General features: G+C 59.3%; 25 protein-coding genes and 1 tRNA gene. 17 read left to right on the top strand and 9 right to left on the bottom strand.

All coding sequences use genetic code 11. From position 1 onward, the window contains the following. Positions 1-7: 7 nt before the first annotated feature. From BG455_RS13100 to BG455_RS13090, 3 genes are all read left to right on the top strand, one after another. Positions 8-397, top strand: a complete 390-nt coding sequence (locus BG455_RS13100; RefSeq protein WP_071470431.1) for a PTS sugar transporter subunit IIA — start codon at positions 8-10, stop codon at positions 395-397. A 27-nt stretch (positions 398-424) separates the two neighbouring features. Next, entirely contained in the window at positions 425-694 is a 270-nt protein-coding gene (locus tag BG455_RS13095) for an HPr family phosphocarrier protein (protein WP_071470430.1), read from the top strand. A 219-nt stretch (positions 695-913) separates the two neighbouring features. After that, entirely contained in the window at positions 914-1,540 is a 627-nt protein-coding gene (locus BG455_RS13090) for an outer membrane protein (protein ID WP_084386396.1), read from the top strand. 97 nt (positions 1,541-1,637) lie between these two features. On the opposite strand, the gene BG455_RS13085 is transcribed toward BG455_RS13090, so the two are convergent. Genes BG455_RS13085 through BG455_RS13075 form a run of 3 tightly spaced genes read right to left on the bottom strand, consistent with a single transcriptional unit; the run spans position 1,638 to position 3,951 of the window. Next, a complete protein-coding gene (locus BG455_RS13085) occupies positions 1,638-2,750 on the bottom strand; it encodes a CaiB/BaiF CoA transferase family protein (RefSeq protein WP_071470428.1) in 1,113 nt (370 codons plus the stop codon). 5 nt (positions 2,751-2,755) lie between these two features. Beyond that, complete coding sequence (locus BG455_RS13080) at positions 2,756-3,409, bottom strand: DsbA family protein (RefSeq protein WP_071470427.1); 654 nt, start codon at positions 3,407-3,409, stop codon at positions 2,756-2,758. Beyond that, positions 3,406-3,951, bottom strand: a complete 546-nt coding sequence (locus BG455_RS13075; RefSeq protein ID WP_071470605.1) for a DUF721 domain-containing protein — start codon at positions 3,949-3,951, stop codon at positions 3,406-3,408. The genes BG455_RS13080 and BG455_RS13075 overlap by 4 nt, the downstream gene beginning before the upstream one ends. 101 nt (positions 3,952-4,052) lie before the next feature. On the opposite strand from BG455_RS13075, the gene BG455_RS13070 reads away from it, so the two are divergent. From BG455_RS13070 to BG455_RS13055, 4 genes are all read left to right on the top strand, one after another. After that, the gene (locus tag BG455_RS13070; RefSeq protein ID WP_071470426.1) at positions 4,053-5,108 is read left to right on the top strand and encodes an A/G-specific adenine glycosylase; all 1,056 of its coding nucleotides are present in this window, start codon (positions 4,053-4,055) and stop codon (positions 5,106-5,108) included. Beyond that, entirely contained in the window at positions 5,105-5,605 is a 501-nt protein-coding gene (gene gloA / locus BG455_RS13065; protein WP_071470425.1) for a lactoylglutathione lyase, read from the top strand. Before BG455_RS13070 ends, gloA begins: the two co-directional genes overlap by 4 nt. 83 nt (positions 5,606-5,688) lie before the next feature. Further along, the gene (locus BG455_RS13060; protein ID WP_071470424.1) at positions 5,689-6,828 is read left to right on the top strand and encodes an alkane 1-monooxygenase; all 1,140 of its coding nucleotides are present in this window, start codon (positions 5,689-5,691) and stop codon (positions 6,826-6,828) included. A 31-nt stretch (positions 6,829-6,859) separates the two neighbouring features. Further along, positions 6,860-7,234, top strand: a complete 375-nt coding sequence (locus BG455_RS13055; protein WP_071470423.1) for a thiol-disulfide oxidoreductase DCC family protein — start codon at positions 6,860-6,862, stop codon at positions 7,232-7,234. Between the two features lie 10 nt (positions 7,235-7,244). Here BG455_RS13055 and BG455_RS13050 read toward each other — a convergent pair whose 3' ends face one another. Continuing rightward, positions 7,245-8,006: an NAD kinase gene (locus tag BG455_RS13050; protein WP_071470422.1), complete on the bottom strand. Its 762-nt coding sequence runs from the start codon at positions 8,004-8,006 to the stop codon at positions 7,245-7,247. 209 nt (positions 8,007-8,215) lie between these two features. Between BG455_RS13050 and glyA the strand changes: the two genes are divergently transcribed. Together glyA and BG455_RS13040 are read left to right on the top strand one after the other, a co-directional pair. Then, positions 8,216-9,511, top strand: coding sequence for a serine hydroxymethyltransferase (gene glyA / locus BG455_RS13045; RefSeq protein ID WP_071470421.1), 1,296 nt, complete (start codon positions 8,216-8,218; stop codon positions 9,509-9,511). 149 nt (positions 9,512-9,660) lie between these two features. Continuing rightward, positions 9,661-10,422 carry an alpha/beta fold hydrolase gene (locus BG455_RS13040; protein ID WP_425438764.1) on the top strand — a complete coding sequence of 254 codons (762 nt, stop codon included), beginning with the start codon at positions 9,661-9,663 and terminating at the stop codon, positions 10,420-10,422. 22 nt (positions 10,423-10,444) lie between these two features. Here BG455_RS13040 and BG455_RS13035 read toward each other — a convergent pair whose 3' ends face one another. Further along, positions 10,445-10,627 carry a CTP synthetase gene (locus tag BG455_RS13035; RefSeq protein ID WP_071470419.1) on the bottom strand — a complete coding sequence of 61 codons (183 nt, stop codon included), beginning with the start codon at positions 10,625-10,627 and terminating at the stop codon, positions 10,445-10,447. Positions 10,628-10,661: 34 nt separating this feature from the next. Beyond that, complete coding sequence (locus BG455_RS13030) at positions 10,662-10,949, bottom strand: hypothetical protein (protein WP_143079934.1); 288 nt, start codon at positions 10,947-10,949, stop codon at positions 10,662-10,664. Positions 10,950-11,122: 173 nt separating this feature from the next. Here BG455_RS13030 and BG455_RS13025 point away from each other — a divergent pair. The 6 genes from BG455_RS13025 (at position 11,123) to BG455_RS13000 (ending at position 18,463) form a co-directional block, all read left to right on the top strand. Further along, a tRNA-Val gene (locus BG455_RS13025) sits at positions 11,123-11,198 on the top strand. A gap of 279 nt (positions 11,199-11,477) precedes the next feature. Beyond that, positions 11,478-13,268, top strand: coding sequence for a gamma-glutamyltransferase (ggt, locus tag BG455_RS13020; RefSeq protein ID WP_071470417.1), 1,791 nt, complete (start codon positions 11,478-11,480; stop codon positions 13,266-13,268). 383 nt (positions 13,269-13,651) lie between these two features. Continuing rightward, complete coding sequence (locus tag BG455_RS13015; RefSeq protein WP_071470416.1) at positions 13,652-14,002, top strand: HPF/RaiA family ribosome-associated protein; 351 nt, start codon at positions 13,652-13,654, stop codon at positions 14,000-14,002. Positions 14,003-14,069: 67 nt separating this feature from the next. After that, positions 14,070-15,227, top strand: coding sequence for a baeRF3 domain-containing protein (locus BG455_RS13010; RefSeq protein WP_071470415.1), 1,158 nt, complete (start codon positions 14,070-14,072; stop codon positions 15,225-15,227). A gap of 229 nt (positions 15,228-15,456) precedes the next feature. Further along, entirely contained in the window at positions 15,457-17,112 is a 1,656-nt protein-coding gene (locus BG455_RS13005) for an alpha/beta hydrolase (protein ID WP_211307038.1), read from the top strand. Positions 17,113-17,293: 181 nt separating this feature from the next. After that, the gene (locus tag BG455_RS13000; protein WP_071470414.1) at positions 17,294-18,463 is read left to right on the top strand and encodes a DUF418 domain-containing protein; all 1,170 of its coding nucleotides are present in this window, start codon (positions 17,294-17,296) and stop codon (positions 18,461-18,463) included. A gap of 67 nt (positions 18,464-18,530) precedes the next feature. Here the strand turns inward: BG455_RS13000 and BG455_RS12995 are convergent, their stop codons facing one another. From BG455_RS12995 to BG455_RS12985, 3 genes are all read right to left on the bottom strand, one after another. Continuing rightward, a complete protein-coding gene (locus BG455_RS12995) occupies positions 18,531-18,920 on the bottom strand; it encodes a PaaI family thioesterase (protein ID WP_084386426.1) in 390 nt (129 codons plus the stop codon). A 324-nt stretch (positions 18,921-19,244) separates the two neighbouring features. Next, positions 19,245-20,516 carry a TadE/TadG family type IV pilus assembly protein gene (locus BG455_RS12990; RefSeq protein WP_170124699.1) on the bottom strand — a complete coding sequence of 424 codons (1,272 nt, stop codon included), beginning with the start codon at positions 20,514-20,516 and terminating at the stop codon, positions 19,245-19,247. 11 nt (positions 20,517-20,527) lie between these two features. Continuing rightward, entirely contained in the window at positions 20,528-20,947 is a 420-nt protein-coding gene (locus BG455_RS12985) for a TadE/TadG family type IV pilus assembly protein (protein WP_071470411.1), read from the bottom strand. 378 nt (positions 20,948-21,325) lie between these two features. Between BG455_RS12985 and galU the strand changes: the two genes are divergently transcribed. Further along, the gene (galU, locus tag BG455_RS12980) at positions 21,326-22,225 is read left to right on the top strand and encodes a UTP--glucose-1-phosphate uridylyltransferase GalU (protein WP_071470410.1); all 900 of its coding nucleotides are present in this window, start codon (positions 21,326-21,328) and stop codon (positions 22,223-22,225) included. Between the two features lie 5 nt (positions 22,226-22,230). Then, complete coding sequence (galE, locus tag BG455_RS12975) at positions 22,231-23,235, top strand: UDP-glucose 4-epimerase GalE (RefSeq protein ID WP_071470603.1); 1,005 nt, start codon at positions 22,231-22,233, stop codon at positions 23,233-23,235. Positions 23,236-23,324: the final 89 nt, after the last annotated feature.

Genomic DNA, 23,324 nt, shown 5'->3' with positions numbered 1-23,324 from the left:
TCTGTTCGTGATCGGAATCGTGATCGTAGCCCATGGGGGTCTGGCGCGAGAGTATCTCGCAGCTATAGAACATGTGATCGGCAAGCAGGCTGGTATCGCAGCGATATCTATTGAATATGACCATGATCGCGCATTGAAACAGGCCGAAATCTCTGCGGCGGCGGATTTCGTTGATAAGGGCGCAGGTGTGGTTGTGGTGACTGACATGTTCGGCGGGTCGCCATCGAACTTGTCCCTGCCTGCCTGCACTGGCCCTGACCGGCGGATTATATACGGGGCAAACCTGCCCATGCTGATCAAACTGGCAAAATCGCGTGGAATGGAATTGCAGGCCGCAACCTCTGCGGCGTTGGAAGCGGGTCGAAAATATATAAATTCGATCGAGGTGGGGCGCTGAGAGGCGGGAACAGGATTCAGACGATAGATGACAGAATTCGATCTAAACATTATCAACGAAAAAGGCCTGCATGCGCGGGCATCGGCCAAATTCGTCGAATTGGTCGAGGCACATGATGCGCGCGCGGAAGTCATGAAGGACGGGATGAGCGTGCCGGGCGATTCCATCATGGGGTTACTGATGCTGGCCGCGTCCTGCGGAACAACGATTCGTGTCAAGGTTGAGGGGGCGCAGGCCAATTCTCTTGCTGCGGCATTGCAACAGCTTGTGGCGGACCGCTTCGGCGAAGGCATGTAGCAGCCCGTTTCTGCCATATTTTACGCTGAAAACACATGTGTACTATCACATCAGCGTTAGGCGCTGGTCTGGCGCTGATTTGTCATTTTATCCGACGGAACCTTTCTCTATCTTAGGGGTTATCAAAGAGAGCGTTTGGGAAACAGGCCTCCGGTTGGTCCGGAGTGCTTGAAGTTCAAGCTATCAACTGCGCGCTCTGATAGGAAAAGGAACTAACGAATGAGAATTACCCCAATATTTGCGAGCGCCGCCTTGGCCGGACTGGTTTCCACTGGTGCGATGGCAGGCGAGTATTCAAAAGCTGGTCCAGGTGTGCAAGAGCCGGTTGTCTCGACACCCGCGCCCGCCCCAGCGCCCGCCCGTTTCAACTGGACCGGCGGTTACGCAGGTGCAGGCTTGGGCTATGGCAACATGAACTTCCGCGGTGGTGACGATGCCAGCAGCGCGACTGCCGGGCTGTTTGCCGGGTACCGTCAGGACATGGGTTTTGCAGTTCTGGGCGCAGAGGCTTTGCTGGCCCCTGTCGCTTTCGGCAGCCCCACATTGCCAAGCGGTGACGAAATCAAGGGTGGCGGCGCTTTGCTGTTTACCGCAGGTCTGCCCGTATCGGCTGACGCACGCACACTGGCCTATGTTGGCGTAGGCCCTTCCATGCTGCGCACCAGCGGCACCGCAGGGTCCGAGAATTCGATCGGCGGGACAGCGGCGATTGGGATTGACCATATGCTGACAGATTCGATCATGCTGCGTGGTTCTGTGAATTATACAGCGATCAACAATGTTGGTCAGACCGACATAAACACACGCACACTGGGCGCTGGTGTAGGCGTCGGCTTCAAATTCTGAATGCTCTGACGCACGGGTGCAGGCCACTTGTGACGTTGGTGTAAAGTTAGAACGGCCCTTGCGAAAGCAGGGGCCGTTTTGTTTTGCATCTATCGCCTCAGTCGTCTTGCCCAAGGCGCGGTGCGGGTGTGTGCACCATATCGGGGTGGCGGGACAAGATGAAAGGGGCGCGCACGCCCTTTAGCCCTTGCATGTCCAATTCCAGCCCGCGCGCGATAACCTGCGGGTCGGCAAAGACTTCGGCCATGTCATTGATCGGCCCCGCCGGGACGCCTTGCGCTTCGCAGGCAGACAGAAGGGCGTCTTTCGGCCAGTTTTGCGTTTTGTCGCAGATCAGCGCAGACAGCGCCTCGCGGCGGGCGACGCGCGCGGCATTGGTGGCGTAATCGGGGTGATGGGCCTGCGCATCCAGCCCCAAGATAGCGCATAGGCGCTGGTATTGGGCGTCATTTCCTGTGGCGATGATGATATGCCCGTCAGTGCAGGGCACCACCTGATAGGGGGCAAGGTTGGGGTGGAAATTGCCCAGCCGCGTGGGCGGGGTGCCGGTGGCCAGTTGGTTCATGGCCTGATTGGCCATAATCGCAACGGCACTGTCCATTAGCGCCAGATCAATATGCTGGCCCAGCCCTGTGCGGGTACGTTCATGCAGCGCGGCCAGAATTGCTGTGCTGGCATAGATGCCTGTCACAATATCGGTGACCGCAACCCCCACCTTATGCGGCATGCCATCCGCAGGGCCAGTGACAGACATCAGCCCCGACATGCCCTGAATGATGTAATCATAGCCCGCCCTGTGCGCATAAGGGCCGGTCTGGCCAAAGCCGGTGATCGAGCAATAGATCAGCCCTGGGTTCAGGGCAGACAGGCTGGTATAATCAAGGCCATATTGCGCCAGCCCACCAACCTTGAAATTCTCGATCAACACATCGGCCTTGGCCACCAGATCAAGGGTTTTCTGTCGCCCCTCAGCCGTGCGGAAATCGGCCGTGACAGATGCCTTGCCGCGATTGGTGGCGTGGAAATACGCCGCCTCTTGCACCCCATCCCGATCGATGAAGGGCGGCCCCCAGCGGCGGGTGTCATCGCCCTCGGGGGCTTCGACCTTGATGACCTCTGCCCCAAGGTCTGCCAATGTCTGACCGGCCCAGGGCCCTGCCAGAATGCGCGCCAGTTCAATGACGCGGATGCCTGCCAGCGGCCCTGACATGGCGTTTAGTTCCCCAGTTTTTCGTTCAGAATACGCTCGAACTCGGCATAGGGCATATTGCCGTAGGGTTGGCCATTGATGATGAAACTTGGCGTCGAGCGGATGCCATAGGTTTCCGCATTCGCCTGATAAAACTCTGTCAGCTCTAACGCCTTGTCGGCATCTTCAAGGCAGGCATTCAGCTGCGTGTCATCCATTCCCGCCTGACGGCCAAGACGGCGCAGGTTGTTGGCGACCTGCACAGGATCGTTTGAACCGGCCCATGTGCTTTGGGTCTGATAGATCAACTCCAGCAAGCCATGGTAGCGCTCTTCACCGCCGCAGCGCGCAACCATCGCGGCCCATAGGCCATAGCGGTCGAAATAGACTTCGCGTTTCAGATACAGGATATCGCCTGTATCGATGAAATTTTCCTTGATCTGCTGAAACGGGCCTTGGTTAAAGGTGGCGCAATGCGGGCATGTCAGCGAAGAATATTCCACCATCACAACCGAGGCTTCCTGATTGCCCAAAGGCATATCCAGCGGGTGGATTTCATGTTCTTCCATTACTGCACTGGCGGCAACCACGTCGGACGTATTGGTCTGGGTGCTGTACCACCATCCCCCTGCGCCCAGGGCGGCCACAATGGCAAGGGCGGACACGAGTGTCTTATTCATAAAGATTTTCCTTTTGTGTTCTGCGCCTTCGATAAGACATTGCAAGCCAGTCTTTCAAGGGCTGTGCGCAGGCTGTCATCGCGCACGCCTGCCGCAGTTTCAGTGGCATTCTGCCAGATTTCAGGGGCTATGGCGCGCGGGCCTTTGGGTTTTGCATGTGTGAATTCGGCCTGCCCTTCGGCAAAACCTGTGGGCGCGGTCTGGGTCAGGGTGATGCGCGCGATTGCGTTATAGCCGTAACAGGCATTCACTTTCTCGCGCAAAGCGGGCAGTTGCATCTGCAACATTGGCCCCGCCGCGCCAGTGGTCAGCAGTGTCAGGTTGGCCCCCAGGCCCCCTTTGCCATAGCTGATCTTGATGGGGCGGCAGGTTGCGGCAATGTCTGCGCCCGCAATCTCGGCCCAATGGGTCAGCAGGCGCGATACGGCAAAGCCGCGCGCCTCGCCCACATCACGGATTTGCTTGCCCACCAGTTTCGATGCCGTCTCGAACCCGCGCGCGCGGCGCGAGGGGGGCGTGGTCGGGGCAGATTTCTTTGCCATATCTTCAAGCCAGCCCTTGCAGTGGTTGATGTGTAGTTTACCCTTTGGCGCGGGCAATTCCAGTGGGGTGGCGCGGATTTCACCGAAGCAGGGCATAACACATGCGTGACGAATGCGACACTCGGATATCTGATGCGTTGATGGCGTGGTATGATCGCCATGCGCGCGTCTTGCCGTGGCGCGTCCCCCCCGGCAGTAACCAGACGCCAGACCCTTACCGCATCTGGCTGTCCGAGGTGATGTTGCAGCAGACAACGGTTGCCGCGGTGCAGGCGTATTTTCACCGATTCACGGCGCGCTGGCCGACTGTGCAGGATCTGGCCGCCGCACAGGATGATGAGGTGATGGCCGAATGGGCCGGTCTTGGCTACTACGCCCGCGCGCGCAACCTTCTGAAATGCGCCCGCGAGGTTTCGCGCATGGGGGGCTTTCCGCGCACGCGCGAAGCGCTGCAAACGCTGCCGGGGATCGGGCCATATACCTCGGCCGCGATTGCCGCCATCGCCTTTGACCAGCAAGAGACCGTGTTGGATGGCAATGTCGAGCGCGTCATGGCGCGGCTGTTTGACGAACATACGCCCCTGCCGCAGGCCAAACCCATTCTGACGGGCTATGCCGCCAGTCTGACGCCCCCGCACAGACCGGGCGATCATGCGCAGGCGGTGATGGATCTGGGGGCCACAATCTGCACCCCGCGCAACCCTGCCTGCGGTATTTGCCCCGTCATGGCCAAGTGTGCCGCGCGCCTAGCGGGCACCGCGCCAAGCCTGCCGCGCAAGACCCGCAAACCCGCAAAACCTGTGCGCATGGGCATTGCCTATTTGGGCCGGCGGGCAGATGGTGCTTGGCTGATGGAGCGGCGCCCCCTGCATGGGCTGCTGGGCGGCATGCTGGGCTGGCCGGGCAGTGAGTGGGCCGAGATGGCCCCCACGGATACCCCGCCTGTTACGGCCCAATGGCGCGCTGTACCAGAAGAGGTGCGCCATACTTTCACCCATTTCCACTTGCGGCTAAGCTTGCGCGTGGCAGAGTTGCCCATGTCTGCGGATGGCATGTTCATTGCGGCGCATGAATTCCGCCCTGCCGCGCTGCCAACTGTGATGCGCAAGGCGCACGCTCTGGCGGCGGCACATCTCAACATATCGGAGGTATCATGAGCGATGATCTGAGCGCGACCGACAATTTTGTCCTGACCCATACGATGCTGCGGATCAAAGACCCCGCACGCGCGTTGCAGTTTTACCAGCAGGTGCTGGGCTTTCGGTTGGTCACCAAGCTGGATTTCGAGGAAGCGCGCTTCTCGCTGTATTTCCTGCAACCGCGCGGCCATACCGATTGCGCTGACGGCTCGCTGGGCCACACATTCAGCCGTATGGGGCTGTTGGAACTGACCCATAACTGGGGCACCGAGAGCGACGCGGCAGAGATGCATTCGGGCAATTCAGCGCCCAAAGGATTCGGGCATATCTGCATTGCCGTGCCGGATATTCAGGCCGCTTGTGCGCGGTTTGAAGATATGGGCGTGCAATTCCAGAAACGGCTGGGCGAGGGCGGAATGAAAGAGATTGCCTTCATTCTGGACCCAGATGGCTACTGGATCGAGGTGGTACAACCCTCGCTGATGGATCAGCTTCTGGCGCAGCATAAAGCGTAATTCTGTCGCAGGGGTAAGCTGCTGTCATTGCGGCAAAACTGCGTTATATATCCGGTAAGGTTTTTTTATCGGAGTGGCTTCGCGTGTCACCAAAGCAATTTCGTAAACTGGCCTCGGCTTTGCCGTTCTGGGTGTCGCTGGGGTTTCTGCCGCTGATCTATCTTTCCATCCTCTGGGGCGGCTGGTGGTTCATGCTGCCTGTGGCCTATGGATGGTGGGCATTCACGCTGATCGATTTCGTCACGGGGCTAAGCGACGACAACCCCGATACAGAAACACCGCTGAAAGACCTGTTCTGGTACAGGTTGATCACGCTGATCTGGTTTCCCATCCAGATGCTGACGATCTTAGCGGCCATCTGGTGGCTGACATCGCATGCGCAGCTTCAATGGTGGGAAGATCTGGGCATCATGTTCGGCGTGGGTGTCATGTCAGGCGTGATCGGCATTGTCTATGCGCATGAGTTGATGCACCAGAAAACCACGGCTGAACGCTGGCTGGCAGACCTGATCCTTGCCAGTGTGCTGTATAGCCATTTCCGCTCCGAACATTTGCAGGTGCATCATCGCTATGTCGGCACCCCGCGCGACCCTGTGACCGCGCGCTATAACGAGGGGTTCATTGCCTATTTTGGCCGTGTGCTGCGTGATTGCCCGCCATCGGCCTTTCGCGCGGAAGCGGCGATGCTGGCACGCAAGGGCCTGCCATGGTGGCACCGCAGCAATCCGTTCTGGCGCTATGGCGCGTTGCAACTGGGCATGTTGGCACTGGCCTTTGCCATTGGCGGCGGCTGGGGGCTGGCGCTGTTTGTCTGGCAGGGCTTTGTTGCATTCTGGCAGTTGGAACTGACAAATTACATTGAACATTACGGGCTGACGCGCCGGCATCTTGGGGATGGCAAATATGAACCCGTGCGCCCCCACCACAGCTGGAATGCGTCGCACAAGGCATCAAACTGGCTGATGATCAACCTTCAGCGCCATTCCGACCACCATTACAAACCCGAACGCCGCTTTCCGCTGTTGCAGACCTATGACGCTACGGCGGCCCCGCAACTGCCCTTCGGCTACCCTGCACTGACCACGCTGGCAATGTTCCCGCCGCTGTTCCGGCGCTACATGAACCCCAAAGTGCGCGACTGGCGGCGGCAATTCTACCCCGATATCGAAGATTGGACCGATTATACCCAGCACCGCACGCCATCTCCCAAAGGCGCGTCTTGAGCTGCCCTGTCGCGGCGCTAGATACGGGGTTATGACACAAACTCTTGAAATTCTGTATAATGGCCGCTGCCCGATCTGTTCGGCAGAGATCGCACACTACCGCAAACAGGCCGAGCGGGCGGACGCGCCTGTCGCCTTCATCGATTTGCATGAGGCAACGCTGTCGCATTGGGGGCTGGATGCGGAACAGGCCACGCGGCGGTTTCACGCGCGTAAGGACGGGCAGATCATTTCCGGTTTTCCTGCGTTTCTGGCACTGTGGCATGAATTGCCGCGCATGCGCAGGCTTGCGCGGGCGCTTGAATTGCCGGTGCTGCACCAGTTGGCAGATTTCGGGTATAATCATCTGGCAGCGCCTGTGCTGTACTGGATGCACAAACGCCGTGAAGCGCGCAAGGCAGGCTAGGGCAGGCCGGTCAGACGAATTGTTCGCGGATCAACCGTTCTTCCAGCCCATGGCCGGGGTCGAATAGCAGTTTATGCGCGATATCTCGGGCCGATGTAATATCCACCCGAACCACATTGCGCACAGACCGGCTGTCGGCATCGGCCATAACGGGGCGGCGTTCGGGGTCCAGCACCTCGAAGCGCACATGTGATGCTTTTGGCAGCAATGCCCCGCGCCAGCGTCTGGGGCGAAAGGCCGCAACAGGGGTCAGCGCCAAGACATCTGACCCGATGGGCAGGATCGGGCCATGGGCGGAATAGTTATAGGCGGTCGATCCGGCAGGCGTGCTGAGCATTGCGCCGTCACAAACCAACTCATCCAGCCGCTGCTTGCCGTCTACAATGATGCGCAGCTTCGCCGCCTGCGCGCCCTGACGCAGCAGCGAAACCTCGTTGATCGCCAATGCCTCGGACACAGAGCCGTCGCTGCGCGTGGCAGTCATACGCAGCGGGTTCAGCACCGCCATTTCGGCCTGATCCAGCCGCGCCACCAGCCCATCGACCTGATAGGTGTTCATCAAAAAGCCAACTGTGCCGCGATTCATGCCGTATACAGGTGTATCAAGGTGTTGGGTGGCATGCAGGGTTTGCAGCATGAACCCGTCACCGCCAAGGGCGATAATGACATCGGCCTCTTCAGCCGTGACGGCCATGTGACGCCATGTCAGCGCGGCAAGCGCTTCTTGCGCGTCAGGTGCAGCGCTGGCCATGAAAGCAAGCTTCGGCGGCATGATACCTCCTGCGGTGGTTCGCCCTTTCTGGCCTGCATGCGCGGGCTTGGCAAGCGCGTTCCGATAGGCGGCATCTGGTGCGCATCGGGGACATGACTGTGCCACAGCACCGCTTTGGAAGGCCAAAAGACGCAAACAAGCCTTTGCGTGCTGCGCGAGATGCGCTAATTGAGCGGCAAGTCATTTTTCCAGACCCCGGAGGTTGCCCCATGGACCAGACCACACGCGACACTGGCTTTTTCACTGAACCAGTGGAAAGCCGCGACCCAGAACTTTTCGCGGCAATGCGCCAGGAACTTGGCCGCCAGCGCGATGAAATCGAATTGATCGCATCAGAGAACATCGTCTCGAAGGCTGTGATGGAGGTGCAAGGCTCTGTCCTGACGAATAAATACGCCGAAGGCTATCCGGGGCGGCGCTATTATGGCGGGTGCCAATATGTCGATGTGGCCGAGAATCTGGCCATCAGCCGCGCCTGTGACCTGTTCAATTGCGGTTTTGCAAATGTGCAGCCCAATTCCGGCTCTCAGGCCAATCAGGGGGTGTTCACAGCGCTTCTGACACCCGGCGACACCATTCTGGGCATGTCGCTGGATGCAGGCGGCCACCTGACGCATGGGGCCAAGCCCAACCAGTCGGGCAAATGGTTTAATGCCGTTCAATATGGTGTGCGCGAATCCGATCTGGAAATCGACTATGACCAGATTGCAGCGCTTGCAAAAGAACATCAGCCCAAGATGCTGATTGCAGGCGGGTCTGCCATTCCGCGCGTCATCGATTTTGCCCGCATGCGCGAGATTGCGGATTCGGTTGGTGCCTATCTGCTGGTCGATATGGCGCATTTTGCAGGGTTGGTGGCCGCTGGCCTGTACCCGTCCCCGTTTCCGCATGCGCATGTAGCGACAACGACGACGCATAAAACCCTGCGCGGCCCGCGCGGGGGCATGATCCTGACCGATGACGCGGCATTGGCAAAGAAATTCAACTCTGCCATTTTCCCCGGTATTCAGGGCGGCCCGCTGATGCATGTGATCGCCGCCAAGGCCGTGGCCTTTGGCGAGGCGCTGCGCCCCGGGTTCCGGGACTATCAGAAGCAGGTCATCGCCAATGCCAAAGCGCTGGCGGACCAACTGGAAAAAGGCGGTCTGGCAACTGTGACAGGCGGCACCGATACACACCTGCTGCTGGTTGATCTGCGCCCCAAGGGCGTGAAGGGGAACGCGACAGAAAAGGCGCTGGGCCGTGCGCATATCACCTGCAACAAAAACGGCATTCCCTTCGACACGGAAAGCCCGATGGTGACCAGCGGCATCCGTCTTGGCACCCCTGCGGGGACAACGCGCGGCTTTGGCGAGGCAGAGTTCCGCCAGATCGCCGATTGGATTGTTGCGGTTGTTGACGGGCTGGCGGCAAATGGGGACGAGGGCAATTCAGAAGTCGAGGATCGCGTAAAGGCCGAGGTGGCTGAATTATGCGGCCGTTTCCCGATCTATCCTGACCTGTAAGGCTGCGCTATTTGCGGCGAAGAAAGGGGGGCTGTCTGCCCCCCTCACCAGCCCCGAAACGGGGCTGGTTTCACCCCCCGAGAGTATTTTTCGCAAGAAAATGAACCCCATGGGGGCCGAGGGCCATGACATAAAAGGGCAGGGGCATGTTGTTGAACCAAGTGCGTCACGGAACGCCCACGGAGTTGCCGGCGCTTTTGATCGTGCATGGGCTGTTCGGCTCTGCCCGCAATTGGGGGGCGATTGCAAAGCGCCTGTCTGACAGCCGCGAAGTGATCTGTGTGGATATGCGCAACCATGGCGACAGCCCTTGGGCAGATGCGCATGGGTATGAAGACCTGGCGGCAGATCTGGCCGGGGTGGTGGCGCAGGAGGGGGGGCGGCTGGATGTGCTGGGCCACTCCATGGGGGGCAAGGCCGCGATGATGCTGGCGCTGCTTCAGCCGGATATGGTGAACCGGCTGCTGGTGGCCGATATTGCGCCGGTGGCCTATGCGCATAGCCAGTCCCATTTGATACAGGCCATGCGCGGCATGAACGTGTCCGAGATAGACAGCCGCGCGGCAGCCGATGCGGAGCTGGCGCGCGAAGTCGAGACAGCCTCGGTGCGTGCCTTTTTGTTGCAATCGCTGGATTTGCGCGCTGATCCTGCGCGGTGGCGGCTGAACCTTGACGTGCTGGAGCGCGAGATGGACCGCATTACAGGCTGGCCAGAGGTTGCTGCGCAATTTGGCGGGCCCGCGCTGTTTCTAAGCGGTGCACTGTCGGATTATGTTCTGGCAGAGCATAGGCCTGCGATTAAGGCCTTGTTCCCGAATGCAAAATTCGCAAAACTGCCTGATGCGGGCCATTGGCTGCATGCAGAGGCGCCGCGCCCCTTCGAGGCGACAGCGCGCATGTGGTTTGAGTGATGTTGCATTGACAGTGCAGGCGTCATGCGTCCATCAGCTTGCGTGCGATTACCCAGCTTGCCGCAACGCCGACAAGCGCACCGCCTGCTGCCCATGCAAGGATCGGCTGCAACGTGTCCTGACCGCTTGACAATGCGATCACCACACCGATGCCTGCGCAGGTAACACCTGTAATAGAAAAGATAAGAAGGAAAAGTCGGGTCATTTTGTCCTCGCAATATGTGACATGACGAAGAAAATCACGAAGGGGCGGGGCCTGCCTTGATCTGCCGCAAATCTGGCGCGGGCTGCGGCACTTGGTCACACTGAAGCTGTGCGCGCAGCACACCTGTATCCCCTTCGATGGTTTCGGGGCGCAGCATGCATCCGGTTGTTGCCTGTGCGGCCTGCACCATCAGGGCTTTCATGCGCGGCTGGTCAGTGGGGCGAATGAAGCCATGGCGGATGATTTCAACCTTGCTGCCGCGCTGCCAGACAGTAAAGCGCGTCTGTTCGATTTGTGTTTCAAAATGGGTCTGGCCGTGCATGCCCGGCGAGGGCGAGTCGCACGCAGCAAGCAAGACCAAGAAGATGACAGAGGCACGATGCATAACCACAGTATGACAGTCATGCGTTAAGCAGCGGTTAATTTCACAAGATTATGCGAAAGGCGCATTCTCGTATTGAACTGCATTTCAAAACTGGTTATCCGATGCGTCGCGGGTGATTAGCTCAGTTGGTAGAGCGCTTCGTTTACACCGAAGATGTCGGGAGTTCGAGTCTCTCATCACCCACCATATTTTCTTTGAATTTCCGTGGTCTGCATGGCTGACATGTGCCAGCTTGGCATGTCTGCGCGCTGCGGTCAGTCAAGCCGCGATAAGGGTATGCTGGGTCTTGGTATGAGCCGACAATGTGCCCGCACTGGGTGCGGCTTGCAGGCAGAGCGGGGCATAAAAACCTTGATCGGCGGGCGAAATAGAGGGATGCTGGGCTCCGGAAGGGTGCGGCGTAGAGAGTTCGACCGCCAGACATTGCGGAATTCGCGCCGTACTGGAAACAGAGGAGGATTTCAAATGTCGCGCTTCGGTTCAGTGGCTTTATGCGCCCTTGTGGCAGCGTTTCCGGCAATGGGGCAGCAGACATCTGATGTCATTGTGCCGGAACCCGAAACCCAGCTGACGCAGGATTTCCCCGAAATCTCGGATGCTGCTCAGCGCGCGCTGGATGCAAAGCGCGCGGGCCGCGCGGTCGAGGCTGAAAACTGGATGGTGGCCGCAGCCAACCCGCTGGCCGTCGAGGCAGGCGCGCGGGTGCTGCGCGAGGGCGGAAACGCCGCCGATGCGATGGTTGCCGTTCAGGCCGTTCTGGGGCTGGTCGAACCGCAATCCTCGGGGCTTGGCGGTGGGGCATTCCTTGTGTGGTATGATGCCGAAACTGGCGAAGTGACAACACTTGATGCGCGCGAAACCGCACCTTTGGCCGCTGATCCGCGATATTTTCTGGATGATGACGGAGAGCCGCTGACCTTTATGACAGCGGTTGTCAGCGGACGTTCGGTCGGGACACCGGGCACGCCACGGCTTTTGGAAGACGCGCATCGCCGGTGGGGGCGGTCAAACTGGGCGGGCCTGTTCAGCGACGCCATCGCGCATGCTGAAGGCGGTTTTGCCGTGTCAACACGACTTGCGGAGTCGGTGGCGCTGGCTTCGGAAAGTTTGGCCAGCTTTTCGGCAACCGCAGAGTATTTCTTGCCAAATGGCGCGCCGGTAGCGGCAGGGGACATCCTGACCAACCCCGAATATGCCGACACGCTGGGCCAGATCGCGGCGCGCGGCGCATCGGCGTTCTACACTGGCGAGATTGCGGCGGATATTGTCGCCGCCACCCGAACCGAGGCGCATCCCCGCCTGTTGTCGATGACCGATCTGGCCCGGTACGAGGTGATCGAGCGGCCCGCAGTGTGCTATGACTATCGCAGCAACAGGGTTTGCGGCATGGGTCCGCCCTCATCGGGCGCGGTGGCGATTGCGCAGATCCTTGGCATGCTGGAGGCTTTCGATCTGGGGGCCATGGGGCCGCAAGACCTGGAGGCGCGGCGCCTGATGGGAGATGCAACGCGGCTGGCCTTTGCCGACCGTGGCCGTTATCTGGCAGATAGCGACTTTGTTCCAGTTCCGGTGGAAGGCTTGATTGACCGGGAGTATCTGGCAGCGCGTGCCGAGTTGCTGCGCGGCGATGATGCCTTGCCGGAAGTCTCTGCAGGCGAGCCGGCTTGGGATCATGCGCTGTTGTTGGGGGATGACCTGCGCGAAGAGCGTCCGGCCACGTCGCATATCTCCATCGTCGATGCTGATGGCAATGTCTTGTCGATGACGACCACGATTGAGAGCGGTTTTGGCTCACGGCTATTCGTGCGCGGGTTCTTGCTGAACAATGAATTGACGGATTTCTCGTTTCGCACGCATGCGCAGGGCTGGCCCATTGCGAACAGGGTAGAACCCGGCAAGCGGCCCCGCTCATCCATGTCACCCACGATTGTTCTGCGTGACGGCGCGCCCGTGCTAAGTATCGGCAGCCCCGGTGGGGCCACGATCATCGGGTTCACGGCGCAGGCGATTATTGCGCATCTGGATTGGGGAATGGATGTGCAGGAAGCCGTGATGATGCCGCATCTGGTCAACAGTTTCGGCACCTATCAGATAGAGGCCGATACATGGGCCGAAGATCTGGTCACGCCGCTCTCGGATTTGGGGTTTCAGACCAATGTGACGGCGCTGACATCGGGCCTGCATGCGATCTCGCTTTCGGATATGTTGCGCGGTGGCGCTGATCCGCGGCGCGAAGGCATCGCTCTGGGGGAGTGACCTCGCAACACCCCTTGCGCGGGGGTATGTGTGAAAAGATTTTGCGTCATGGGGGCGCGGCATGGTGATCACATGCCGCGCCTGTCGTTATTGCTCGGCCATGCAGTGAGTGGGCAAGAGTATGTGTGGCAGGTGGTTGCTCTGCCATAACAGGCCCGCAGTGGCGGGCAGGGCAGCAGGGCGATGGGGGCCGCTGCCACTTTTTCGAGCCAGGGCCAGCAGCCTGTTTGCAACACGGTCAGGAACCGATCCCGCGCGCGGCACGTTGACACTATGAGGCCGCCTTAGCGGGTCTGCGCAGGCGCGCCCGTCGCACCGCAGGTGGCGCGTTCAAGCGTCGCCCCGCAACAGCCGTCAATAGAGCAACGAAAAGAGAAGGCATCATGCAAATTCAGGTAAATACCGATGACAATATCGACGGCGACGATGCATTGATCACCCAGCTTGAAGCGGAGATCCGCGACAGCCTTTCGCGCTTTGCGGGCCAGATTACCCGTGTTGAAATGCATCTTAGTGACAAGAATGCAGGCAAAGGCGGCAGCGACGACCAGCGCTGCATGATCGAGGTGCGCCCCTCGGGGCAGCAGCCGGTGGCGGTGACCCATGATGGACCCACCATCCCAGAGGCCACCGCGGGCGCATTGCAGAAAATGCAAAGCAAGCTGCAAAGCAGTTTCGGGCGGCAGACCAGCGGCAAGGGCGGCCATTCGATCCGCGATCTTGACCCGCTTTAAGCGCAGCTTTTCAGCATGCGCCGCGCGGTGCTGCACCGCCTTTGTGACAAGACGACGAGGACCAAATATGTTTTCAAAAGCCGACCTGACCACCCTGATAGAGGCCGCGCCGCCTATGGCAGTCTCGCTTTATCTGCCGACCCAGACACATGGCCGAGAGACCAGACAGAACCCGATCATGTTGAAAAACCTGCTTGGACAGGCTGAAGAAGGGCTTGCCGAACACGCCATCGCCGCCCGTGACATCAAGGCGCTGCTCGAACCGGCGGCGCGGCTGGTCGAGGATTATGAATTCTGGCAAAATCAGGATCTGGGGCTTGCGATCTTTCTGTCTGATGCAGGGATGCAGATATATAAACTGCCTATTCCCGTGCCTGAACGCGCCGTCACCGGCCCGGGCTTTCACATCGCGCCGCTGCTGCCCTTGCAAGAACAGGATGCGGTGTTCGTGATCCTGACCATGACCGCCGAGGCAGCCCATGTCTGGCAGGCCACCCGTTTCAGTTTGAGACAGATGCAGATTGCCGATCTGCCCGCCAGTCTGGAGTCGCTGGATGAAGCGCCCGATTACGAGGGGGCATTGCAGTCCCACGGCTTCGGGCGGCCCAATACTGGCGGGCAAAGCATGCCCAAGACGCAGGTTTATGGCGACAGCCCCGAGGAGTGGCGCAAAGGGCGGCTGGTCGAATTCGCGCGGCGGGCAGGGTCCGCGCTGGCCGCGCATCTGGCACGCGACCCTAAACCTGTTGTTGTGGTGGCCGATGCCGCAATGGGCGGCCATGTGCGCAATGATGTTGCGCTGGCTCCCTTTGTTGCGGGCTTTGTCGAGGTAAACCCCGCCACGCAGGACGACGCAGCGCTGCTTGCGGCGGCATGTGCCGTGATGCAGCCCCGCTATGACAAGGCTGTAGTTGCCGCCGTCGCACAGCTTGACGCCCAGTTGGGCCGTGGCGAGGCAACAGCCAGCACCGCGCCGGAACAGATTATTCCCGCTGCGCGCGCGGGCAGGGTTGATCAGCTTTTCCTTGTGCCGGACGCCGTTTTGCGCGGCACGCTTGACCCTGAAACCGACGCAGTTCGGGTGACGCGTGACGCCAAGGGGGGCACGCTGGACCTGCTCGACAAGGCTGCGCAGTTAAGCTTGGTCAATGGTGGCGTTGTCTGGCTGGTTGCGCAAGACCGTCTGCCCGAAGGTACTGCGATGGCGGCCATCCTGCGGTATTGATCGCGCGGCCCTTGCCCTGTCTTTCGTCAGGATTACGGGGTTGGGGCCGTCGCTTATCTGCCACGCAGGCAGCCTGCGGTTCACCGGCTTGGCAAGATGTGATCGGGGCGAAACTTGTTGCGCATGCGCGAAACAGGTATGGTCCCAAGGATGGACCATGTCGTGACAGAGGGTTTGATTTCCTGAGCTTACAGTTTTTCAGATCAACAGCGCGCGCATGATGGCGCGCTTGGCGAAACTGCAGCCGCCCGTTGCGTGGCTTCCCAAATTCAGCCTGCCCGCGCTGGTTTTGGCGACGCTGTTTTTCGTGGTGTCATTGACGCCCGGACTGGTGCCACGCGACACTATGGGGCAAGCAGTCCTCAGTGGTGTCAGCCTTGCGGCTGGTCATGCAATCGGGCTGGTTCTGTCCGCGCTGTGGCATAGGCTGGAATTTCCGCCTCTGCCGCTTTCTGTGCAAGCCTATCTGCATGGGCTGGCCGCGTTTCTATGTCTGCTTGTGGCGATGGTGGCGCTGTGGCAGGCGTCCGAGTGGCAAAACGGCTTGCGCGCCGTTATGGACATGCCGCCGGTGGACACTGTGCGCCCGTTATCCATTGCTGCGGGGGCGGCGGCGGTGTTTCTGGCGCTGGTGTGGTTTGCGCGGCTGTCGTGGTTCGTGGTTGTCAAAATGGCAGCGGCGCTGGGTCGTGTATTGCCGGGGCCACAAGCCTTTTTGCTGGCGTTCACGCTGACCGCGCTGTTGTTCTGGAATATTGGCAATGGTGTGCTGGTGCGCGCGGCCCTGACTGCGGTGGACAGGGTCTATGCAGGTTTGGATGGCGTGTTCGAGGAGGCAAGCGCCCGCCCGGCAGAGCCGTTCAAAACAGGCGCGCCGGGTTCCCTGCTCGACTGGGAAGAGCTGGGCCGGACAGGTCGGGCGATGATTGCCGCTGGCCCCGACCGCGCCGAGATCGAGGCCGCCACGGGTGGCCCGGCACTGGACCCGTTGCGCGTGTATGTCGGGCTGAATGCCGCCCCCACCCCCGAGGCCCGCGCGGCATTGGCGCTTGCGGAACTCAAGCGCATCAATGCGTTTTCACGCAGCACATTGGTGATTGCAACGCCAACAGGCACGGGTGCGGTCAACCCCTTTGGCCAACAGGCGCTGGAATACATCCTGCGGGGCGATGTGGCGACGGTGTCGGTGCAATATTCCTATGTGGCAAGCTGGCTTGCGCTGCTGACCGACCCCGAATACGGGGTCGAGACAGCGCGCGCGGTCTTTGCCACGGTCTATGACCATTGGCGCTCTCTCCCCTCTGACGCGCGGCCCGCGCTGTATCTGACGGGGCTTAGTCTGGGGGCGCTGAATTCGGAACTCAGCCATGACCTGCATCAGGTGGTGGGCGACCCTTATGATGGTGCCCTGTGGATTGGTCCGCCTTTCAACAGCCCGACATGGTCGGAAGTCACGCGCAACCGCAACCCCGGAACACCGGCATGGCTGCCCACCTACCGCGATGGCAGGGCGGTGCGCTTCATGAACCAGCACGGGCGCACGCCCAGCACTGCTGCACCCTGGGGCAGTTTCCGGATTCTGTATCTGCAATATCCCAGCGATGCGGTGACATTCTTCGATCCGCGCGCCGCATGGCGGCGCCCCGACTGGATGTCGGGGCCGCGCGCACCAGACGTTTCGCCCGATCTGCGCTGGTTGCCTGCTGTCTCTTTCCTACAGCTTGGGGTCGATATGATGACCGCAATCAAGCCGCCGCGGGGCTATGGGCATCGCTACAGTTTCGACAGCTACGCCCGCGCCTGGGCCATGCTGCTGGGCCATCAAGACTGGACGGATGCGGCGATTGATGCGCTGGTCCGTCATGTGACGTCCGCACCTGAATAGGGGCACTGGGTGCGCAGCCTTTACCCGCATTTTGGCAAGAAACGGCCCATTTGGCAGGCATGGCAGGGCCAAAACTGGCCTTTTGGGGCCGTTTTGATAGATTATTGGCGTGATCACGCAGGCAGCGTCCAACACATTGCGCTGCCATAGACGACAGGTTCCTTGCAACAGGGGCGGATCGATGACAGCTGTGAAAACCGGCCAAGACGCGCGAAATACCCGTATTGACGCCGTGCGCGCGATTATCCTTACGATTGTCATCATCATGAATATGATGACCTTATCGGGGCTGGCCTATCTGACACCAGATGCGCGCGATGCGCTGCTTGGGCCTGTTGATCGTGCGGCGTGGGATTTTCTGGGTGTCTTCTTTGATGGCAAGGCGCTTGCTGCGTTTTCCTTCATGTTCGGGCTGAGCTTTAGCATGATCCTGTCGCGTGCCGGTCCAAAGCAAGGTGCATCTTCTGTGCAGATCATCCGCAGGTTTCTTGTGCTGGGGGCGATCGGGGTGTTCAACGCCATCTTTCTGTTCTGGGCTGACATTCTTATGACCTATGCCGCGCTGGGCTTGGTGTTGCCGCTTGCCGCACGCTTGCCGCAACGGGTTATCATCGGGTTGGGCAGTGCGCTGATCCTTGCTGGCCCTGTCGCGCTTGCACTCAGCGGCATTGACCCGCCCGCCCCTGTGCCAGAGGGGCGCGACGACAGCCTGCAAGCTTTCGCCTCGCCCCATTACGCAGATACGATCAGCCAGAACCTGAACATGGTCACCGGGGCGGCCGATACTGTGAACGCGACATTGGTCTTGCGGCTGTTCATGCTGTCGGGGCTGTTCCTGCTGGGGCTGGCTGTGGGGGGCAGTGCCCTGCTGGCGCGGCTTGGGGCCTTGCGCGCGCCCTTGGTGCGCGCAGGTGTGCTGTGCCTTGCCCTTGGGCTGGCGGCGGGGGCTGCGCTGCGCCTGATCGAGCATCCCCATGGGGTGTGGTTTTTGCTGTATCTGGAAACACCCCTGATGGCGCTAAGCTATCTCATGCTGCTGACAGCGGCCTTGCATGGCAAGCGCCAAGGCAGGCTGCATGCCTTCGTGGCACCGCTGGGCCGCATGAGCCTGACAGGGTATCTTGGTGCCTCTCTGCTTGGCCAATTGGTTTTTTACGGCTGGGGTTTCCAGTTGATGGGGCAGACCGGCACGCTTGGGGTAATGGCAATCGCTGTCGCAATCACGCTGCTGCTGGCGTGTTTCGCGCATCTGTGGTTCCGGCATTTTGTCTATGGTCCGTGGGAATGGCTTTGGCGCAGTCTGACGCTTCTGCGGCCCCAGCCCCTCATCGGGCGCGGTGTTGCGGGCTGAGGCGACTTTGGGAAGCCCCAGCAGGCATCACAGCTGTGCGGCGGGGGCAATAAGCGCGCCAAGGCTGTCAGTTTGCAGATGTCAGGATCATTTGCGTCTGGGTGACAATCGCCGCAAGCTTGCCATCGCCGCGGAATATTCTGGTCTGCCAGATTTGCGTTTTGCGACCGCGATGCAGCGGGGTGGTTTCCGTGCTCAGCACATCGCCAATCGCGATTCCCCGAAAGAAATTGGTCTTGCTTTCAATGGTCGTGGTGCCTTCACCGTCTTTCAGGTTCAGGAACGTGGCCGTCCCGCCCAGATTATCCGCCAGCCCCATGATCGCGCCGCCATGAAGCATGCCATTGCGATTGCCCAATGCCTCGGTCACGGAGAGTTCGGCACGCAGGCAGTCTGGATCAGCCTGCACGATGCGCAAGCCAAGATGTTTTGAAAAAGGGGGCTGTTGGGCGGCCATTTCGTCGTAGCGGCTTTGATGTGACATCGGGGGTCGGGCGTCCTTTTTGAAACCATAACACAGCGTGGCGTGGCGATTAGGCAGCAAGGCAAGCTTGTGCAGTCGTCCACGTTATTCTGCTATAGGCGTAAAACATTCGGGTCGCCACAGTCCTGCCCTTTGAAAGTAGACATAAAATGCAGTGACACTACACCGAAAATCCAGACTGGCGCGCGCCAGTCTGGAAAAACGCAGACGCGGATCGTGTCAGGCGCGCCGTTTGCTAAGCTGCAGTGCTGTTCAATCCGGTCTTTGCGCGCATGCGTTGCACAATGGGGAATGGCGCTATTGCACCAGTGTGATGGACCAGTCAGCGTAGTTCAGTTCGCTGTCGTAACCTTTGGCGCAGCCCTGTTTGTCGGATGCGCTGTTATAGGTTATGTCCCCCAATGCTTCGGCATAGACGCCTTCTGTCGCATCGTTATTTGAATTAAGGCTGATATTCCCCTGAGAGGCCATAAAAATACCGCGCAGGGCGTTGTTAGAGCCAAAAGAAATGTCACCGAATGCCAAAAGATACGACGAATAAATGTCGCGCAGACAATAGTCGGCCTCGCTACCGCCAATCCGTACATTCGATGCAACAGTGATCGACCCGCGCGCGGCAAGAATGACATCGCGCAACTCGACATTGGATTGGACCCTGATGTTGCCCGTGGCGAAAATGGCCACATTGCTGACATATCGATCTGCGCGTAAGGTCACATCGCCATCGACGAAATAAAGCATTCCGGGCTGAACTGTGTCTGAGGGATTGATCTGTCTCAGGTAACTCGGGCCAGAGGTGATATAGGGTGGCAGCGCATCGCTGTTGATGCCTGCATCCTCGACCCTGCGGAACAGATCCCCCAATTCTCCGGTGCGGGAAAACGCATGGGATGCCGTGTGCAGTGCCGTATCAAGCCCATCATTGTTTCGGTGCCCGACAATATTCATGAGATTGGACGAACTGACCACTGTTCCTTTCTCGAAGCGATTGACGTTATGCAAGGTCACTGACCGCTCGCCATGCAGACAAAAGCCGTCGCGGTAGGTATTTGAGCTGTTGGCAATCACTGCGCCGCGCGCAAAATAACCGCCACCGCTGCACCCAGCTTGCGTTCTGAGGCGCGCGGCAATAGCGGGTGCATCCAGCTCAAACTTGTCGATCCCGACAAGGAACAGCAAATGTGTTGGCAGGGGGTTGGAATTGCGATCGGATCGCCGTGTATTGATCACAACTGCATTTGCGCCATCTGCGTTGGTGTTGGTGAATGTGCCGTCGTCCCAAAGGCCGACATGAATATCATCTTCCATAAGCAGATTGGGGCCATAAAGCTGGACATGCTCCAGTGCGGCGGCACGCACGGCGGCGGGGCCTTCTGAAAGCTGTTTCGCACCGGCAAGGACTGCGGAATCTGCGACCACCTGCAACTTTGCGCGTGTCCGAACGCCATTGGTATAATCAATTGCAAGGCCGCCTACCAATAACATGAGGAAGAAGATAAAAAGCCCGGCGACCGAACCGACGCCGCGTTCATCTTTCCAGACGGAATGAACCATCCAGTGCAAAAACATTCTGGTCATCCTCATGATATGTTACCACCCTGTCCGAATTGATTGATCCCTTGTTCAAGATGCTGGAAAACCTGCACTTGAATGTCACCGACAAATGACAGTGTGACACCTGTGCCGATGTCGGCGAATGGCTGTGATAGCTGCACAAGCACCATGTCACCCGCCAGTGAAACGTCGATGCTGTAACGCGTGTGTTCCAACAAGAAATGCTGCGCTTCTGCCACGCTCATCCGACCGGTCGCTATCGCGCGTGAAATATCGCCAGCGATATGCCACATGTTTGCCTGCGCAAATAACGCAGCAGAGGTGTCTGCCACAAACATCAAAATCATGAAGATGACGGGCATCCATAGCGCGAATTCAACAGATAATGCCCCCTCTTCCGAGGTCAGCATCTTCCGCAGCGTTGGGTTCTTTTGGTGTGCGTTCATGGCTCATCAGCCTCCGAAAGTGTTGAAACTTTGGAGTTTTATTGCGGAAGATTGTGGCATGAAATGGGCAGATATGTGAAAATTCACTCAGAAAATACAGTTGCACCGCGCGTTGCTCCGGGCGCAATCTTGCCGGTTTTGTAAACCCTTGTGTCGAAGACGGACCACTTTCGCCCAGAATGTGTTGCCCGATTGCAAAGCGGGCAGACAGGTTCCGCTGTAACATTTCGAATGTGGTGAAGGTGCCGCCGCGCACATTTATGCAAGGCGCATACTGTGTGATAGGCCCCAACAGGCAGCCAGACTTGATTAAACAGCACTGACCGAGTACCAACTCACAGGCGGGGGGGCTTGCACGCAATTATTGGAAGAGAGACAATGTCATTGATTACGAAAGCCGTATTCCCTGTTGCTGGTTTTGGCACACGGTTTTTACCAGCAACCAAGGCCATGCCAAAAGAGCTTTTGCCAATTATTGACAAACCGATTGTGCAATATGCCGTGGAAGAGGCGGTTCAGGCAGGAATCACCGAACTGATTTTCATTACCGGACGCAATAAACGCGCGGTCGGGGACCATTTCGATGCCAATCTTGAACTTGAAAGCCAGCTTGTCGCCAAAGGCAAAACCGAATTGCGCGACATGGTGCGCAATATCGTGCCTGAAGGGGTGGCGTGTATTTTCATGCGCCAGCCAGAGCCGCTGGGGCTGGGTCATGCAGTGCTTTGCGCCGCGCCGGCTGTGGGGAACAACCCCTTCGTGGTGTTGCTGGCAGATGATCTGATGCAAGGCAGCTATCTGCCCACGCAAGCGCTGGTCGAAGCGTTTGCCCGCCAGCCGCAGACGATCCTTTCGGTGTCAGAGGTGCCGCAGGAAGATGTCTCGAAATATGGCATATTGAAACCCGGTATCACCGGTAAGGACGGGATGATCCGCGTCGATGGGCTGGTCGAGAAGCCTGCCTTGCAAGATGCCCCGTCGCGTATGGCGTCCTTTGGGCGCTATGTGTTCACGCCAGAGATTTTTGCCATTTTGCGCAGGCTTGCACCCGGTGCCGGTGGCGAGATTCAGCTGGCAGATGCCATTGACCAACTGGCTAAAGATGGCAAGGTTGCCGCCATCCTGAACGCGGCAACGCGGTATGATTGCGGGGATAAATTCGGCTATCTGACAGCGATTGTCGATGTTGCCCTTGCCAACCCTGTTTATGGCGCACAGTTTCTGGCACTTTTGCGCGACAGGCTGGAGGAACAAGATACCACCGATCTGGCGGGATGAAAGCAATGCAGCACAACAACTCTCAGGCCCCGCATGTTCTGGTCACCGGCGGCGCAGGATATATCGGATCACATGCCTGCAAACAGCTTGCGCGCGCCGGGTATGTGCCTGTGACCTTTGACAACCTGTCAACCGGCTGGGCCAATGCGGTAAAATTCGGCCCGCTGGTACAGGGTGATTTGCTGGACCGCGCAGCACTTGATGGTGTTTTCGCCGCGTATCGCCCTGTTGCTGTCATGCATTTTGCAGCGCTTAGTCAGGTGGGCGAAGCAACACGCGACCCGGGGCGCTATTGGCGCAACAATCTGGGCGGCTCGTTGAACCTCATTGAAGCGATGGTGGCGGCGGGCTGCATGGATATGGTGTTTTCATCGACCTGTGCGACTTATGGCGATCAGGACGGGGTGATGCTGGACGAAGACACACCCCAGCGCCCGCTGAATGCCTATGGTGCGTCCAAGCTTGCGGTTGAGGGTGTGCTGCGGGATTTCGGGGTCAGCCATGGCCTGAACTCGGTCATTTTCCGGTATTTCAATGTCGCAGGGGCCGACCCAGAGGCAGAGGTCGGAGAATGGCACCAGCCCGAGACACATCTGATCCCCCTGATGATAGAAGCAGCGGCAGGCGCGCGCCCCGCGCTGGTGATTCATGGAAATGACTATCCGACACGCGACGGCACCTGTATCCGCGACTATGTGCATGTGATGGATCTGATTGATGCGCATATTCGCGGGCTGGACTGGTTGCGCGCAGGGCGCGGCAGTCGGGTGTTCAATCTGGGGACAGGGGCCGGGTTTTCAGTGGCCGATGTGATCGGGCATTGCGCTGCCAGCATTGGCCGTGATGTCCCGCATGAATTCGGCCTACGCCGCGCAGGCGATGCGGCGGCGCTGGTCTCGGGCAGCCAACGGGCCTGCGAAGGGTTGGGATGGGTCGCGCAGCATTCCACGCTGGAGCAAATGATCGCAGATGCGTGGCGCTGGTATCAGACCGGCGGCTATTCCGCCTGATCCGCGCGCGGGCGTGACCATCTATTTTGCGCCATGTCTGCGGTGACGGATGCGCGGCGGGGCATCGGTGGGCCTGACGCGCGTGCCGG

The sequence above is a fragment of the Roseinatronobacter thiooxidans genome, from assembly GCF_001870675.1.
Classification (GTDB): domain Bacteria; phylum Pseudomonadota; class Alphaproteobacteria; order Rhodobacterales; family Rhodobacteraceae; genus Roseinatronobacter; species Roseinatronobacter thiooxidans.
The sequence above is the reverse complement of the archived record's forward strand: the minus strand, read 5'-3'. Positions and strand labels throughout refer to the sequence as shown.